Below are 15761 nucleotides of genomic sequence, written 5' to 3'. Positions count from 1 at the left end.
AGAAAAGGCACATTCACTTGAATGCGCCTTGTTACTGTTATAACATACTATAATAGAGAAGATTGAGGCAGTTATACACGATATGCACCACGACTCCTGGCCAGATGGAGCCTGTCTTACGGAATAGTATACCCACCAGGATGCCGACCATGAATGCGTCTAACAGGATGACGGTGAATCCATGAACAACGCCGAAGATCGCAGCGCTACCGACTATGCCAGCCCATGCTCCGTAACGGTTAAGCGCATTGGCAATCACGCCACGGAATACAAACTCCTCGCTAAGCGGCGTGAGGATGGCGCCAGTGATAATCAGAACGAAGAGCGAGAGCGGGCCGCCTTGCGCCGCCGTCTGAAAGTCCGCTTGGGTGTTCAACTCGGTGATAAAGTGAAAATATATCCCTTCTATAACGAAACATCCCCCGAACGCGATAACACCGAGGGCGGCTCCGACAAGCAGCCATTTCCGTTCGGTCATCCGGAAGCCGAAAGCACGTAAATTGCGCACCCGCAGGGCGTAGGCTGCGAACAAAGCCATGAGGCCAACAAGACCATTGCCTATACCCCCGATGTTAATTCGCAAGATGGCTTGCTCATCAGGAATTTGCATCATCCAAAGACCGAGGATAACAATGCCGATCAGATAGAGGAACAGTGCAGTTAGGATCTCTGGCCAGCCAGGCCGGGCTTGGGGCATATCGGACGTGGAAGGGTTACTCATTTCCAGCCTCCGATAGTGTTGGTCGCAACGTTTTCAATTGTTGCGGCCAGTTCTTGTCGCTTGAGATTGCACAACACGCAGGTGCGTTCCGCATGAATTCGCGGCTAATCCCGCTCTTCCTCTCGAATGCTAGTTGGCACCAGTTTTTACTCATGCTAAAAACCTCCAGTTTAGTAAATTGAACGTCAAAAACAAAAACCATTTCACCTTATCTCTTTCCCCTTCCGCTCTCTGTTTTCATCTGTCTTTCCATGCTAATCATTTGATTACGTAATTTATCATCCCGAATAACTTTGGGGCCCACATGACCGGGAATGCTGTAAGATTCTTGATGACATGAGTACAATGACAGTAGTGGCGACTTAGGACAACTCCTCATCTCCTCCTCCTAGTTGTTCGAATTGGCTGCTCATTCCTATCCTACCAACCTCATTGAAACGGAGCCTAAACGAATCGATGAACTGTAGCTTAATTTCGCTCCCGCCGTTTAGGTTCTGTTAAAATAAGTATGCTATTTTGAAAAAGGGTGAAAACAATGACAAATCTATCCGATATTAAAATCGCCATCGTCGACGACGAGCCTTCGATTGTCACCATGCTGCAAATGGTGCTTCGCAGGGAAGGGTTTTATCAGCTGCACGGGGCTTCCACTTGTGCGGAAGCCCTCGACCTAGTGCAGCGTGTAGTTCCCGATATCGTCCTACTCGACATTATGCTCCCCGACGGCAGCGGACTAGAGCTCTGCTCCAAGCTCCGCGAATACGGGAACCCGTATATACTGTTTCTGACGGCCAAAGCGTCCGATCTTGATGTCCTGCGTGGCTTCGCCATGGGCGGGGACGATTATATCACGAAGCCCTTCAATCCCCTGGAGGTGGCCGCAAGAATTCAAGCGCGCATACGCCGGCTGGAGCTGGAAGCCTCGACGTCCAGTCCGGCGAAACGGCCCGATCCGGGGATTTACCGGTTCGACCGCTTCACCGTCAACGAGGCAGAGGGCGAACTGACTGTGGAGGGACAGCCCGTTCCTTGCCCCGCACAGGTCTTCCAGCTGCTGCTGCACTTCTGCAGGTATCCCGGCATCGTATTTTCCAAAACACAGCTCTACGACAAGGTTTGGGGGATCAACGGACAGGGCGATGATTCGACCGTGATGGTGCATATCCGGCGCATACGGGAGCGGATCGAGATTGATCCCGGCAATCCGAAGCTGCTGCTTACTGTACGCGGGCTCGGCTACAAGCTGGTGAAGGAGCCGCAGGAACGATGAAGATCCAGCGGCGCATGGCATTCCACTTCACGTATCAATTGATCTTTTATGCTCTGGTGATTGTGACCATTGCCTTGGTTGCCTGCATCATATTTTTCCAGAACATGACGAGTAATGAGATACGCCGGAACTTTCCGGTTGGCGTCCTGCAACAGATCGCTCAAGAAGCTCATTACAAAGACGGGACGCTTCAGATCTTTCCCGAGTGGAACAAGCTCATCGAGGAGAAAGGAATGTGGCTGCAGGTTGTCAGTGCAGAAGGAGAGGTAGTCTACAGCGTCAATACAACTCCATACCCTACACTACCGGCCTCCTACTCCATCGCTCAACTGCTCGATCTCCAAGAGACACGGACGCTTGGGCCGTATGCTGTACACACTCAACTGAATTTTTCTTTCCAGGACCCGCTTCTGTATGTGCTGGGCTACCAAAATCCTGATCTTGACCAGCTCGTGGCCTGGTTCGACGCTTACGGACAGCATGGCATTGTGCGTAGTGAATCGGTTCCCCTCCTGGACCGGCGGCTGCGCGAAACCGGCAGCTATCTGCAGGTGATCGATCCCAAGAGCCATATCGTACAAGGCATCGGCGATGAAGCATACGTACAAAAAGCGTATCGACCGCTGGATATCCTGGCCATCGAGCAGTCTCCCGACAACTATGACGCAAATATTGTCGCCCATCGGGACAAGCTGAGCGGAATGACATGGATCTTCTATACGCCCCATACAGCAGGAGCCCCTCTGAAGCATCCTGTCATGGAAACGGTAACGCCTAGACTCGTCTGGATTGCAGGTCTGATCTTGCTCTTGGCGCTGTCGATTTCCATCTGGCATGGCTACCGCTATGGGCGGCCACTGATTCTGTTCGCAGGCTGGTTCGAACGAATGGGCACAGGGCATTACGACGAGGTGCTGACCGCCAAGGACAAGCGCAAGGTATTCCGCCGCAATGGCACAATGCGAACCCGCAACAGGCTCTATCAGGAAGTCATTCAATCCTTCTATCAAATGACTGGTCAATTGGCTCAAACCGAGAAGGAACGCAAAAGGCTGGAGAAGGAGCAAGCGGATTGGATGTCAGGGATTTCCCATGATCTGCGCACGCCCCTGGCCACGATTCAAGGCTATGGGTATATGCTGGAGAAGTTGCCTGAGCAATGGAGCCAAGAGGAAATGCGGATCATGGGCACGACGATCAGGGAAAAGGGGGATTATATGCTGGAGCTGATTTCCGACTTTTCTTTGATTCATCAGCTCAAGCAGAACGATTCAATCATGGAGCTTCAGGAGATAGACTTGGTAGAATTGGTACGCTGCTCCGTGCTGAAGTATGTCAACGACGCCACGATGTCTGAGTATCAGTTTCACTACATTGGGGAGGAGCGTCCCTTGCTGATACAGGCGGATGTAACTTGGTTGCAGCGGCTGATGGACAATTTGCTGTCCAACGCTGTGAAGCATAATCCGCCGGACGCAACCATCACCGTCTCTCTTGGCAGGATTAACGACAAGGCTTGCATACGGGTAATCGATAATGGTAAAGGGATGGACGAGGAAACACTGCATCATTTGTTCAATCGCTACTACCGGGGAACAAATACCGAGGAATCGACAGACGGCTCCGGGCTTGGGATGAGCATCGCCAAAACCATCGTGGAAGCGCACGGCGGCGACATCCAAGTGCAATCTGAAGTGGGGCAAGGCACGAAAATTGAGATCCTCTTGCCCTGCTAAGCGTTTAGATGGAATCATCCTTTCCTAATGTAAACGCTCAGCTGAGCAAAATCAAGATTGATCTTTTAGAATCTGACGGATAATTCCCCGTCCATTTTTTTTCGGAGTCCCTTTTTCTTCGGAGTTATCCACTTATTTATGTATTGTATAATTTCCTTAACAACAAACAAGGGTTCCAGCCCAAATAAGCTGAAACCCTTGTTTTACTAGTGCCGAGGACAGGGGTCGAACCCGTACGGTACTAAGTACCGTAGGATTTTAAATCCTAGAAGCCATTGGGACTCTAACTCCCTGTAGTGAAAATAAGGGAATCTAATCCGCAAAAAACCTTGGAGTATAGCGGTTTTTCGTGTTTTTCTTAGAGCCACGCGGATCTCCGATATGAATTAAAAAAACGTGAAATTTTTGCCTCAGGAGAGAACTCGGAAAGAACTAAGGAGAGAAATCCGGAGAGAACAATCAAAAGAACAGCCCGCTCCCTACCATTGACAAATGTTTGGAGCAATCCTCCAGAGAGGTTCTATTATGACCAAGACAACCATCATTACAATCGCCAATCAAAAAGGTGGAACCGGTAAAACGACTACAACCTACAATTTGGCTTGCGCCTTATCCACTGAAAATAAAAAGGTGCTATTTCCATTAATTTTTGTTTTAATACTTCAATTTTAGTATTACTTTCATTAAATAAAAATATTTCATCAACTTGAAAATCATTTATATGCTCTGAATAACTAATTAGTGCTAGATTCATACCTTCATCAAAACGCACACTCGGATATTTAATAGCATGGAATCCAGCAGCTTTAGCACAATCAGCAATAAATCTTGTAAAGACATAGTGAGGTTTGTGCCACCCCTCCCCTTCATTTGGGGAACTCATTAAGGATGACCATCTTATTAAGTTAATGATGTTTGACTCATGAACTTGCATTGTTAAGTCTAAGACTTTGATAGGTTTTTTTATGCGAATGTTTGCAATCATCACACCTTCTTGGGGTGAACGTAGTTCATGGAAGCATGTTTCTGGCTTCTCAGAAAGGTATAATACTTGTTTTCCAGCATGATTATATCTTCCCTCAGCAACCTTCTCTTTAGGAGGAGCAAGAAAGTCAGCTGCAGTATAAACAATTTCATTATTGAATATTCGGGCTCTGTATACTGCATCAGATAAAATCTCAGGATCAATAGTTTGAGATATATTAGTGATTTCTTGAAACACCTCAAGTGCAAAAGGATGTGCTAATAGTAAAAAAGGTGTCTCATATGCTATTTTAGCAATTTCTCCTATGAGTTCCTCAAATCCATATGGAACATTAAAGGGCATATTATAGGGATAGATGACTCCACGTAATTTTTGGTTACATCGAGGACATACTAAATCAGATGAGAATTGGTTGAATTCATCTTCAGTTATAAAATCACAGAACCGCATCATCGAATACAATGATGAAATTTGTATTGAGTAGGTTTGAAAATCCTGATCGTTAATATAGACACCCGGCCAGTATTTGATAAATTCATCTACACATTCTTCACAGCACATGATATCTGCTGAAAAAATCGAATCAAATTCTTCTGCAAAAACTAAATGAAAGAACTCTAGTTTATCCTGTAGTGTTATTTCATCTTCGATCAAAACCATCACCTTTCGTTTCTTAAACTTATAACGTTGGACAAGGTCGGAAGCGTCTGCCTAATAAACACAGTGTTCTTCTTGACTCATTGACTTATCTAAGTAAATTAATCTTACAATTTGAATGAAAAAAAGAATAGTATCCAACCGACCTATGCGCATGGGAAAACTTCTCAACTACTGATTATTTTATTGATGGCCAAACATTAATTGACTGATGATTAATCTGTAGCTGCACCATCAGTTTTGCTTCGATCAAAACGATATCTCTTCTGATCCTCTTTATTCACATAGAAGATGGACTGACCCTCGCAATAGAAACTCAAAGATAAGAGCAATGCCTGAAGGTTAGAATGGCTGCGGGCGCGAAGTTTCGCAGTGATTGATGAGGCAAGTATGATTATGCAAGTGGATGTAATACTCTCGCTGCATCGTCTCCAGAACGAAACCAAACAGCACCCCCTATTTTCCCGCCTCTTCTATAATCCGTTCGATGGTTTGCCGGGAAGGAGTTCTGGATACGGGCCAGCAAGGGAAATGGATAATTTAGGAATAATCCAGACCAGGATTTATCCTCAAAAATCAACCTAACATGAAAACCAACCATTTTTGTGACCCCCTTGCTCTAACTGTAAGCGTCCCAACTACAATTGATTTATTGGTTGAATAACATATAATGTAAGTTGTGTTATTCCAAACAAAATGGAGATGGTATTTATATGAAAGTGGTCATTGGAGCAGGGCAGATAAAGTATGATGGTTGGCTCAGTACCCAAGAAGATGAATTGAATTTACTATCTTTGGACAGTTGGATCAAATTATCTGCACCAGAAAGTATTGATGCACTCCTGGCTGAACATGTGTGGAGCATTTAACTTACGAGGAAGGGGTTACGGCTGCGAAGCATTGCTATCAGTTTTTAAAACCTGGTGGGTACATCCGTTGTGCGGTTCCCGATAAAAATTTCCGTAACGATTGGTATCAACAGATGGTTCAAGTCGGAGGTCCTGGACCAGCGGATCATCCTGCGGCATCTCATAAAATAGTATACGATGCTAAAACGTTTGTATCAGTATTTGAAATGGTAGGGTTTGAAGTAACGTTGTTGGAGTATTGCGATGATAACGGAGATTTTTATTATACATACTGGAATGAAACAGATGGGAAGATAGGGAGATCATTTCGATTTGATACAAGGAATTCTATTAATGAATTAGGAATGGTATCCATAATCATAGATGCAAAAAAGCCATTGCTAATAAAAAATAACACTTAAGATTTTGAATCGATTATTTGAAATTTTTAAGTATGTTCTTCAACCATCATATCCATAAATTGCCCCATTTCTCGGAAAACCTTGAGCCTAAAAATGGGGTGTTAGCCGTATCATTTGAATGTTACTTTAACGAATTGTTCTCTATCATATAAAAAGGAGGATAACCAATGATCTCTGATAAGTCATTGACTGAGATGGGAGTTATCAAGAGCAAAGATGGGGTATTTATTCCAAAAGATTTCTGTTTAGTGTCGTTGTTGAATCATTATCAAACCGAAGCCACTTCGCTAACTGATGAAGAACATAATGCCATATCGAATTTCCTCTTTCATCTGGAACTTGATTTGGGCATCTGTGATGGAACAATACCAAAATACTTGAAACAGAGAGTTGTTGAAGAGGACTAAATCTCTCATTTTGTTCTGAAACCCTTACAAGTCACCCTTGCACAAGGGACACTTTGAATGATGGAAAGTTCACTTTGCTGTAGCGCTCCATTCTGCCTCCCCACACAGAATTTTTAGCTTTTGTCTTGAGCTTTATTCAAGGGCTACTGTCGTAAAACCCTTATAAATCAAGGATGCCGAGGCCGGAGGTCAAACCAGTACGAAGGTCACGTGCCGCAGGATTAATAATTCTATGCTATAAATCCACGCTAATCTCCTAAATTTTTAAAAACAGTGTAATAAAAGATAGTAATATGGCAAAATAAAGCTATCGCTTTATATTACATTGCAGGATGGTGCTAATATGAAATTGACTGAAGTAACTATTGAAAACTTTCGATCAATTGAAAATGCAACTATTTCATTTGACCCCCAATGCAGGGTATTAGTTGGAAAAAACGAAGTGGGTAAAACTAATATACTAAAGGCATTAATGACACTTAATCCAGACACACCAATCACTCAAATCGATTTGAGAGAAGGTTTGCCCGAAGAGGAGATAGTGGAGAAAGGAGAAGTCAACTTTATTTTCACCTTAGAGCCTAATGATAAAAACGCTATCTTAAATTTGATAAAAGATTCGGTATTGGCCGTAAAAACAAATTTTAACAATATGCTTATAAAAAATAATAAAAATACATCTTTAGAAAAATATTTTCTCGATCATTTTAATGAAGGTTTATTATGTGTTAACATACCAAGCGGTAAAAGGTATGAGACTTACTGGGATATTTCGGTAAAATATGAAATTCTAACACATTGGAAAAGACCTAAGAAGGGAACTCAATACTCAATAATTGTAGACGAAGCCCAAGTCTCACTTGCAAACTATCAATTTATCAATATAAGGGAACACCCAGAGGTCCCTTTAGATTATCTAGAGGATGTTACACTTGATTATATTAATGAGTGTTTAGGCTCAAAAGTTTCACAATTTGTAAAAGCAAATAAACCGGAGGCTCTCCTATGGTCTTATGATGATAAGTATCTCTTACCTTCATCAATAGAACTTAGTTCATTTCGATCTAATCCAGATTACTGCCTACCACTTAAATCAATGTTTGAACTTGCAGGTGTAAGTAAAATTACTGAACAAATAGATCAAGCAACCAGTAAGAATAAAGTTGGCTTTAGAAACTTATTGGATAGGGTTGCTAAACGAACAACAGATCATTTTAGAAATGTTTGGAGCGAATATAATAATGTTGAATTTGTTTTAAGTCCCAATGGTCAATACATAGATGCTGGTATTAAGGATAATTTTAATAGTTTTGAACTATCTCAGAGGAGTGACGGATTTAAAAGATTTGTGTGCTTTCTTCTCTTTATATCAGCTAAAGTAGAAAGCGAAAAGATGAGAAATACCCTTCTTCTGTTTGATGAACCCGATCTAGCTTTACACCCATCTGGACAAAAATACTTACGTGAAGAAATGTTCAAAATATCAAAAAACAATTATATTGTATATAGTACTCATTCTATTTTCATGATTGATAAAGAAGAAATATCACGACATTTAATAGTCGAAAAAAAACAAGAAAAAACTAATATTAAACAAGTTGATGAATCAAACTTTGTTGATGAAGAAGTAATATTTAATGCACTTGGATTTTCTGTCTTTGAAACATTAAAAAATAATAATTTTATTTTTGAAGGATGGAAAGATAAAAGCTTGTTTAATCTTGCATTAACGAGGGTTCCTGAAAGGTATAAAGAAATTAAAAGATTAAAGCAATTTGGTATGTGTCATGCAAGAGGGGTTAAAGATATAAAACATATTGCCAATATTCTAGAACTTGCTGGTCGAAATTATATAATTATCAGTGATAATGACAATCCGGCTAGAGAAAAGCAGGAGGAATTTGTTGATCTTAGAAAAAATGGAAAATGGAAAAGGTATGATGAATTAGCTAATGGAGAAAATATTAGAACCGTAGAAGATTTTATAAAACCTAGTTGTTTTGTAAAGGCCATTGATAAATTACGATTGGAACATTTATCTCTTCCACTTACAACAGAAGATTCATTTATTAAATCATCCAAAACTATCCTATTGGTTTTAGAAGATGAGCTAAGGAATGTTATAACTGATAGAGATGAAAGAAGAAAGATGATAGAAAACATTAAGAATGAAGCCTTTGATAATTTATCTTTAAAAGATATTAAAGAATCCTATTATCAAATGATTTTCAATCTGCATAATGAGATTAGTTAGACTCTAAAAACTTTTTTATTTATATCTATAATATAAACTCTTTCAAGAATTTGTGATTAAACAAGCACTGAAAAGGAGTACTGTCGTCAGGGTTCTGTGCGTTGGATAGTTAATTCTAGACACACAGAACCTTTATCTTTTGGCAGGAGCTTTATTCAAGGGCTATAAAAAAACCTTGATTTCTCAAGGCTTTAACTGTAGTGCCGAGGGCGGGGGGAGGGCGAACCCGTACAGTACTCATGTACCGCAAAATTCTTGAACTTATCAATATAAAATTTATTTAGAAGAATATTTATCCGTCTAAAAGAAAAGCACTCTCCCAAGTACCATCTATTCTCCCGGCACATACTCAATCAAATCCGACAGCTTGCATTGAAACGTATCACAAAGTTTGAATAGCGTCACCAACTTAACAGTCTCCAGTTGAGTTTCTCTATAAAGTTTGTTAATTGAATTTCGGCTTAGACCCGATTTTTCCATTAATTCAGTGATGTCGTTTATACGATGTTCTGCCATTAGAACTCTTAAATTACTTTTCAACAAAATGTTCCCCTCCAACTATAACCGATCCTTTGATTCGCATTCGGCTTGAAGTGATGTACCGTGAACTATCAAACACCGCTCCTATCTATAAATTGCTACTACAGGAAAGTGATCAGCACTTCCAGCAACTTAGAAACGCCCTGCCGGAGGAACAGCGAAACACTGCATTCCTGTATGAGGATGCGCAGGTGTCGCTTCAAGCCATTCTTGAGCGCTCCATCTATTTACAGGGATTTAAAGATGCTCTTTATCTCTTCAATGAACTACATCACATGCTTAATTCGATCCTAGATTTACATTATCCTTTTTTAAGCCTACGTGCAAAGAAAAGGCGCATTCACTTGAATGCGCCTTCCACTGTAGCTATGGATGCCGAGGACGGGGGTCGAACCCGTACGGTACTCACGTACCGCAGGATTTTAAGTCCTGTGCGTCTGCCTATTCCGCCACCCCGGCATGTATGTGCGTAGTTAACGCGACAAGTAATATCATATCATGTATCCTGTGGATGCGCAATCATAATTTCCATTATATTTTGGTTACAAAAAAATGGCCCGATCAGCTGGTGCTGATTGGGCCGTTTGTGGGCCTACTATTGGCGGTCGCGTTCGCCGCTTCTGCTTCTCATGCCGGCCAGACCGAGCAGACCGATCAATCCGATCCAGCCCCAGTTAGAGCTGGTTCTCGCCACAGGGGCGGTCGTGCTGGTTGTGCGGTATCTGCCGGTTGGTGTGGTATTGGACAGTGGAGAGACGGTGGTGTTATCTCCATAGCGGACTCTGTCCTGCACGATGGTTTCATTTCTGTGCATGGTTCCTGTGGTCTGATTCATCATGGTATTGCCTTGCTGGTTCATCATATGGGTGCCGTCTCCGACAACCGATGATGCATTTCCGACTCCGAGCAGACTCATGGACAATATTGTACCGCAGGTAAGGCTGGTGATCAGCTTGTTCAAGATGGTATGCCTCCTTTTGTAATTTTCGCTGATAATTTTCCCCTGCGGTGCATTTACTATGCAGACAAATTTATTGAGTCACTACATTTACTGTCTTGTTTACAGGATCATAAGCCACCTTGGCGCCAAGTGCTTCAGCCAATGCCCGTATCGGGACATAGGTGGTTCCATTATCCAGTACCCCAACCGTGAGCTTCGCCCCGTTCAGGTTGATCGTAATTTCCACACCCTTATTCACTTGATCGTCACCTCCGTTGATCCGGCTCAAGGCCATCTTCACCTGCTCAGCGCTTGGACGCTGGCCTGCTTTTAACTGTGCGGTGGTCAGTCCAAAAGCCATCTGCAAATGGGAATAATCCTGAAAAGAAGACCAGTCTCCGCCCCATTCGAGCCCCAGCTTTTTCGCTTCCTGCACCACCTCCTGCCAATCTGCCAGCTTATCACCGTCCCCGTCCCTTTTTGTATCCCAGGAGACGCTTTGGCCGTCCGGCAGCAGCAGCGCGAAATCAACCGCCAGGCCGTAATTATGGTAGCTGCTGCCTCCCCGCGCGTTAGTTACAATATCGCCCTTCTTCGTTCTCCCCTGTGCGTACAGCGCATTCTGTTCGGCAAAACTCCGCATACCTGCGGTAATGACGATTGGAATCCCCCTGTCGTAGCTTCGCTCAATCAAGACATTTGCGGCCGCCAGCAGGACAGGATGAAGACCGCCGAGCCGGGCTGCCGATTTTTGTGCCACCTGATCCAAAGTCAGCATCTCATCACCTCCTGGTATAGTTAATGCCTTGTTTCCCCAATTGCTTGTACGCTGTTCCCTTATTTGCAAAAGAAAAAGACCCCGAACACTCCGAGGCCTTAGCAGCTTACATATTATAAGGTGGACGTTTACCACCATCTAGCCGAAAAGATGATCAGTCCAATGATCGCAACCGCAATCAACAAATCGGCCACTTCTCTAAAAAAACGCGGAAACTCATTGTTCAGGAGCTTTTGCTCCTTTTCCTGATGCTTCAGCTTCATAGCTTCTTCCATCGCCCCGTCCAGAGGCGGCCTTGGCTCTATCATCATAAGCTTCCACTCCTCTCGCAGCGTTATCCAAATCATACCACATATTGCCGATTTTCTGGATGATTTTCGTATAAAAAGGCCAATATAATTGCGAAAGGTGGGAAGACCCAATGGACATTCACAGCGACAGCTACAAAGTGGCAGCGTTTGGCGATCAGGAGGACGCAGTGGAAATCATCCGCCAGGCCGAAGCAGAACTTGCCCGGATGAACGGTAATAAGGCGGTTACCTTAATCGCGTATGAGAAAACAACCACTACCCCCTATGGAGAATGATGATTATATTGCCGCAGCCGTTCTGCATCACACGATGTAAGCCTCGACAATGTCATCCACGTTAATCCATTTCCATTCCTCCGCCCACTGCAGCTTGAATTCACGCGAGTGGGTGTGAATGGAGGTCACAAAGCCGCTTTGCAGCGTATTCTCAGCAGAGTCGAACAGAACCACCGTTACCCGGACATGACTCCGCAGCGACAAAGCCAGCGTACACTCAATTTCCTCGAGCTTCTCCTTATCCAGTACCGGCTTGATGCGGTGCAGTCTCTCCCGTTCCTCACTAATCCTGCTGCTCACCCACTGGCCGTTTCCTTCCAGCTTCTTGCCCATTGCCGTTCCTCCTTCCAATCCATCAACGAACATATGTTTGTATTATATACGCAATACTGATGGTTAAGCAATCCTAAATATATGGCAGCAAAAATCGGACAAGCAGACTATGCCGGGGGCTGCAGCACTCCAAAAGACAGCAAAAAAGGCGCTCACAGTTTACGCTGTGCGGCGCCTTTTTGCCGGCCTGTCCCATGACCAGGATAGAAAATGGCTAACTCTTAGTGCATTCTTACTTCACGTCAGTTACCGTAGTCCTTGTGTCGGACTTGGTATTGGTTGTGGATTCTTTGTTCGCCTTAGTGTCTGTGGCAGCTCCCGTGACAGCTCCCGTACCGCTCAGCGTCTGTGCGTCCGTGCTGCTCTCCGCTTCGATCAGCCCCGCCGCGACTCTCGCTTCGTTCAGCTTGGAGATGCCGTACAGCATTGCCACATCTGCCTGCTTGTTCATATCATTGAACTCTTCTGCGGTAACATCGGGAGAAACCGCACTTTTCGAAGCTTTCTCCTTGATCGAATAGGCGCTCTGAAAAGCGATGATCGAATCACTTAACAGCTTTTGGATGTTCTCGGGCAGATTCTTGGAAATCTTCACATCCTTGACATCACCGGCAAGGTCGGAAGCTGTGTCCTGGAACTCATCTACAGCCTTCTCCATCTCCTTGTCCGTAGCTTTTCCTGTCGAATACGAGGTCAAGGTTGTGTTGAACGCCTCCAATGAAGATTTGCCCATTTCATCGAATTTCGTCATCTCATTGTAGAAGCTCTGTACGGTCTCCTGTACCTGTTCATGGGTAGCAGGCGCCGAACTATTATTGCCGCAGGCGCTGAGTACCACAAACGCCATTAGTAACGCTGCCAGTAAAGCTTTTCTCATAATTAATATCCCTCCATTTAACAGAATAATGGCGGGATAAGCAAAGTGCAAATAAAAATTATGTAAAAAGAGCTCAAATGAAACATATTTCTGCGTTTAAGCGTATTCAACAAGAGATATAATGATTTCAGCCTGAAATAAGAGAGGAAGATTCCTTATGCCTTATTGCACAAACTGTGGTGCGGAATACAAGCAAGGCGCCAAATTTTGCGGAGAATGCGGCGCAAACACCGGAGATGCTGCCGCAGCCCCGGCACACCCTACTAGGGCAGGAGCAGCCCCCGGCTCTGGCTCCGGCCCTGAAGTTGAGCTGTGGCAGGGCAAGCCGGCCGGCATCTCCGACCGCCTCAAAGGCATCGTACGCCTGAACACAACTACGTATACCATCACCAGCCAGCGGATTATGGTTAAGACCGGGCTGATCGGGAAGGACATCGAGGAAATCGAGCTGCTGCGGGTGAATGATTTTTCCGTGGAGCAGTCCATACCGGACCGTATTCTTGGCATTGGAACACTGACGGTATTCTCGGATGACGCTTCGTCGCCGCAGCTTCTTTTCCGCAAAATCCGCAAGGCCCAGACGGTGAAGGACATCCTGCGCAAAGCGGTGCGCGATGAGAAAATCGCCAACAATATCAGCTACCGCGAGCAGATCTAGCGCTATACTGGACTTTCCTTTTCAGGGAAGAAAAAACGCCCCGGCCGGAATTACGCCTTTGACCTGGCTGGGGCTCTCCCACATCAGAACCGCCCGCGCATCCCCCTGGTTCTCGTAATACTCCACCTTCAGCTCATGCAGCTTACCGGCGATCAGATTCACACTGCCCTTCCGTTCCTGTCCGCTCTGCTTGATCCAGCTGTCAATCACCAGCACGTCGTCAATCCAGACCCGGATGCCATCATCCGAAGAGGTATAAATCGTATAGCCCTCAGTATAGGCTGCACTCAGCCTGCCGCTCCAGCGCACCGAGAATAAGTCCGCGGAGATAGCGGGATCAGGAGCCGCCTGCTTCCAAATGAAGTTAATAGCTTCATCTTTACGGGTAAGCGCCGGTGTACCGCTAAGCGAAGCATTGTTGAAATATTGCCCGAACAGGCCCGGCATAGGTGCGGCATCCGGCAAAGAGGCATACTGCGCCGCCTTTAACTTATATTCATCTCTGGTGAACACAAAGGAATCATTCATATACGCTTTGATCACCGCATTGCTGTTCTTCTCAAAGAGCAGCTTGCCCCAGCTCATCTGGTAAGACCACTTATTCTGAGTTTTGGCCAGAACGGCCGGAGCTGGAAGCTCTGCATTTTCCCCGATGGCGATCAGCTTCCCGCACCCGAGCTTCCATAGCCTGTCATGGTGGCTGGCTTTGAAATCTGCGTTATAAATATCCAGCGCCAGCACATCCACGCTCCCGCTGCCCGGATAATAGCCTGCCGGCTCGTCGCACCATTCATTTTTGGCATTGGGACTCCATACCCACAGCAGATTATGCAGCTTATGATATACGGTGAACCGCTCGAACATCAGGCTCCACAGCCGGCTGTACGAGCTTTTTTGGCCCCACCAGAACCAGCCGCCGTTCATCTCATGATACGGACGCCAGAGCACCGGCACACCTGCATCGCTCAGTTTTTTCAAATATACGGCGGCTTTGTCCAAGTCCGAGATCAGCGCGTTGTACTGGGCAGTGCCGGGTGTAATATATTTGGCAAAATCCGCTTCGCTAAGGCTCATCTGGACATTCGACCACAACGGGGCTGTGCCCGGTAAACTTTCATGGTAGCTCATCGTCACAATACCGCCCGTCTTATGCCAGCGGATTGCGCTGTCTACCACGGCCTGCCGTTGGCTATCAATCTGATCCGCCGTCTGATTCTCTATTGCGCCCAGTTCATAGCCGTGAAGCGCGGCATATTGGCCGCTGACCGTTTTCAACTGGCCGCTAAAATCATCCGGGCTCTCCAGGTAATCATGCTGTCCGCTGATGATGCCTTGTCCCTGCAGGCGGTACAACGTCTTCAGCAGCCTCAATGCCGGAGGCGCAATCGCAGCATCTGCCGGAGCCATCTGCACATTCCGGAAGGCCGCCTGCCACTGCACATCGCCCACCAGACGTGATGCGGAGTCAAGCAAATCGCGCAGGATGCGCTGTTCCATGTACTCACCACCCCATAATCATTTTCTTCATAGTATGGGGATATTCGGGGCAATAGCACGGCGAACAGTCATGAAATTGTAATAAATATTCAGCACGAAAAAGAAGCCGCCCCCACATGATGACGCCCCCATTCATAACGCTTCTTAATGATCTCTTGAGCGGAGGCAATCAGCGTCTGATCCTCGATTGAAATCTCATATTCCATATGCTTCCCTCCCTATTATTACTAATTTCAGTATACCAAAGAGGGC

The 15761-nt window shown here is 45.1% G+C and carries 15 protein-coding genes, 1 tRNA gene and 2 pseudogenes; 8 read left to right on the top strand and 10 right to left on the bottom strand.

Translation table 11 applies throughout. The features are described from left to right. Nucleotides 1–37: 37 nt before the first annotated feature. On the bottom strand, nucleotides 38–721 hold the full coding sequence (locus AC0LWN_RS17185; RefSeq protein WP_474667334.1) for a CPBP family intramembrane glutamic endopeptidase: 684 nt from the start codon (nucleotides 719–721) through the stop codon (nucleotides 38–40). A gap of 535 nt (nucleotides 722–1256) precedes the next feature. Here AC0LWN_RS17185 and AC0LWN_RS17180 point away from each other — a divergent pair. From AC0LWN_RS17180 to AC0LWN_RS17170, 3 genes and pseudogenes are all read left to right on the top strand, one after another. Further along, entirely contained in the window at nucleotides 1257–1991 is a 735-nt protein-coding gene (locus AC0LWN_RS17180; protein ID WP_474667333.1) for a response regulator transcription factor, read from the top strand. Next, nucleotides 1988–3727 (top strand): sensor histidine kinase, encoded by a 1740-nt coding sequence (locus AC0LWN_RS17175; RefSeq protein ID WP_474667332.1) that lies wholly within the window; start codon nucleotides 1988–1990, stop codon nucleotides 3725–3727. Before AC0LWN_RS17180 ends, AC0LWN_RS17175 begins: the two co-directional genes overlap by 4 nt. A 525-nt stretch (nucleotides 3728–4252) precedes the next feature. Beyond that, nucleotides 4253–4363: pseudogene (locus AC0LWN_RS17170) on the top strand (AAA family ATPase); the annotation flags it as partial. On the opposite strand, the gene AC0LWN_RS17165 reads toward AC0LWN_RS17170, so the two are convergent. After that, nucleotides 4311–5054: an RES family NAD+ phosphorylase gene (locus AC0LWN_RS17165; RefSeq protein WP_474667490.1), complete on the bottom strand. Its 744-nt coding sequence runs from the start codon at nucleotides 5052–5054 to the stop codon at nucleotides 4311–4313. The pseudogene AC0LWN_RS17170 and the gene AC0LWN_RS17165 overlap by 53 nt on opposite strands. A gap of 1028 nt (nucleotides 5055–6082) precedes the next feature. Here AC0LWN_RS17165 and AC0LWN_RS17160 point away from each other — a divergent pair. From AC0LWN_RS17160 to AC0LWN_RS17150, 3 genes and pseudogenes are all read left to right on the top strand, one after another. Next, nucleotides 6083–6639: pseudogene (locus tag AC0LWN_RS17160) on the top strand (class I SAM-dependent methyltransferase). A 167-nt stretch (nucleotides 6640–6806) separates the two neighbouring features. Then, nucleotides 6807–7046, top strand: a complete 240-nt coding sequence (locus tag AC0LWN_RS17155; protein ID WP_474667331.1) for a hypothetical protein — start codon at nucleotides 6807–6809, stop codon at nucleotides 7044–7046. Nucleotides 7047–7389: 343 nt separating this feature from the next. Then, the gene (locus tag AC0LWN_RS17150) at nucleotides 7390–9300 is read left to right on the top strand and encodes an AAA family ATPase (protein ID WP_474667330.1); all 1911 of its coding nucleotides are present in this window, start codon (nucleotides 7390–7392) and stop codon (nucleotides 9298–9300) included. Nucleotides 9301–9630: 330 nt separating this feature from the next. On the opposite strand, the gene AC0LWN_RS17145 is transcribed toward AC0LWN_RS17150, so the two are convergent. From AC0LWN_RS17145 to AC0LWN_RS17125, 5 genes are all read right to left on the bottom strand, one after another. Continuing rightward, entirely contained in the window at nucleotides 9631–9843 is a 213-nt protein-coding gene (locus AC0LWN_RS17145; RefSeq protein WP_474667329.1) for a helix-turn-helix domain-containing protein, read from the bottom strand. Nucleotides 9844–10213: 370 nt separating this feature from the next. Further along, a tRNA-Leu gene (locus AC0LWN_RS17140) sits at nucleotides 10214–10299 on the bottom strand. A 136-nt stretch (nucleotides 10300–10435) separates the two neighbouring features. After that, nucleotides 10436–10801: a WGxxGxxG family protein gene (locus AC0LWN_RS17135; protein WP_474667327.1), complete on the bottom strand. Its 366-nt coding sequence runs from the start codon at nucleotides 10799–10801 to the stop codon at nucleotides 10436–10438. A gap of 70 nt (nucleotides 10802–10871) precedes the next feature. Beyond that, entirely contained in the window at nucleotides 10872–11558 is a 687-nt protein-coding gene (locus AC0LWN_RS17130; RefSeq protein ID WP_474667325.1) for a M15 family metallopeptidase, read from the bottom strand. A 128-nt stretch (nucleotides 11559–11686) separates the two neighbouring features. Beyond that, nucleotides 11687–11869, bottom strand: coding sequence for a hypothetical protein (locus AC0LWN_RS17125; RefSeq protein ID WP_474667323.1), 183 nt, complete (start codon nucleotides 11867–11869; stop codon nucleotides 11687–11689). Between the two features lie 110 nt (nucleotides 11870–11979). On the opposite strand from AC0LWN_RS17125, the gene AC0LWN_RS17120 reads away from it, so the two are divergent. Further along, on the top strand, nucleotides 11980–12144 hold the full coding sequence (locus AC0LWN_RS17120) for a hypothetical protein (protein ID WP_474667321.1): 165 nt from the start codon (nucleotides 11980–11982) through the stop codon (nucleotides 12142–12144). A 27-nt stretch (nucleotides 12145–12171) separates the two neighbouring features. Here AC0LWN_RS17120 and AC0LWN_RS17115 read toward each other — a convergent pair whose 3' ends face one another. Together AC0LWN_RS17115 and AC0LWN_RS17110 are read right to left on the bottom strand one after the other, a co-directional pair. After that, nucleotides 12172–12477 carry a YolD-like family protein gene (locus tag AC0LWN_RS17115; protein WP_474667319.1) on the bottom strand — a complete coding sequence of 102 codons (306 nt, stop codon included), beginning with the start codon at nucleotides 12475–12477 and terminating at the stop codon, nucleotides 12172–12174. A gap of 232 nt (nucleotides 12478–12709) precedes the next feature. Then, complete coding sequence (locus tag AC0LWN_RS17110) at nucleotides 12710–13354, bottom strand: hypothetical protein (protein WP_474667317.1); 645 nt, start codon at nucleotides 13352–13354, stop codon at nucleotides 12710–12712. Nucleotides 13355–13511: 157 nt separating this feature from the next. Between AC0LWN_RS17110 and AC0LWN_RS17105 the strand changes: the two genes are divergently transcribed. Next, nucleotides 13512–14012, top strand: a complete 501-nt coding sequence (locus tag AC0LWN_RS17105; RefSeq protein WP_474667315.1) for a zinc ribbon domain-containing protein — start codon at nucleotides 13512–13514, stop codon at nucleotides 14010–14012. A gap of 21 nt (nucleotides 14013–14033) precedes the next feature. On the opposite strand, the gene AC0LWN_RS17100 is transcribed toward AC0LWN_RS17105, so the two are convergent. Next, entirely contained in the window at nucleotides 14034–15509 is a 1476-nt protein-coding gene (locus AC0LWN_RS17100; protein ID WP_474667313.1) for a glycosyl hydrolase, read from the bottom strand. Nucleotides 15510–15761: the final 252 nt, after the last annotated feature.

This window comes from Paenibacillus sp. sgz302115 (genome assembly GCF_056120445.1).
The sequence above is the reverse complement of the archived record's forward strand: the minus strand, read 5'-3'. Positions and strand labels throughout refer to the sequence as shown.

Bases quoted from the DNA above. Each gene is read 5' to 3' on its own strand.
- AC0LWN_RS17105 (WP_474667315.1), top strand. From the start codon at position 13,512: ATGCCTTATTGCACAAACTGTGGTGCGGAATACAAGCAAGGCGCCAAA.
- AC0LWN_RS17180 (WP_474667333.1), top strand. From the start codon at position 1,257: ATGACAAATCTATCCGATATTAAAATCGCCATCGTCGACGACGAGCCT.
- AC0LWN_RS17155 (WP_474667331.1), top strand. From the start codon at position 6,807: ATGATCTCTGATAAGTCATTGACTGAGATGGGAGTTATCAAGAGCAAA.
- AC0LWN_RS17185 (WP_474667334.1), bottom strand. From the start codon at position 721: ATGAGTAACCCTTCCACGTCCGATATGCCCCAAGCCCGGCCTGGCTGG.
- AC0LWN_RS17175 (WP_474667332.1), top strand. From the start codon at position 1,988: ATGAAGATCCAGCGGCGCATGGCATTCCACTTCACGTATCAATTGATC.
- AC0LWN_RS17110 (WP_474667317.1), bottom strand. From the start codon at position 13,354: ATGAGAAAAGCTTTACTGGCAGCGTTACTAATGGCGTTTGTGGTACTC.
- AC0LWN_RS17115 (WP_474667319.1), bottom strand. From the start codon at position 12,477: ATGGGCAAGAAGCTGGAAGGAAACGGCCAGTGGGTGAGCAGCAGGATT.
- AC0LWN_RS17125 (WP_474667323.1), bottom strand. From the start codon at position 11,869: ATGATGATAGAGCCAAGGCCGCCTCTGGACGGGGCGATGGAAGAAGCT.
- AC0LWN_RS17130 (WP_474667325.1), bottom strand. From the start codon at position 11,558: ATGCTGACTTTGGATCAGGTGGCACAAAAATCGGCAGCCCGGCTCGGC.
- AC0LWN_RS17150 (WP_474667330.1), top strand. From the start codon at position 7,390: ATGAAATTGACTGAAGTAACTATTGAAAACTTTCGATCAATTGAAAAT.
- AC0LWN_RS17165 (WP_474667490.1), bottom strand. From the start codon at position 5,054: ATGCCCTTTAATGTTCCATATGGATTTGAGGAACTCATAGGAGAAATT.
- AC0LWN_RS17100 (WP_474667313.1), bottom strand. From the start codon at position 15,509: ATGGAACAGCGCATCCTGCGCGATTTGCTTGACTCCGCATCACGTCTG.
- AC0LWN_RS17120 (WP_474667321.1), top strand. From the start codon at position 11,980: ATGGACATTCACAGCGACAGCTACAAAGTGGCAGCGTTTGGCGATCAG.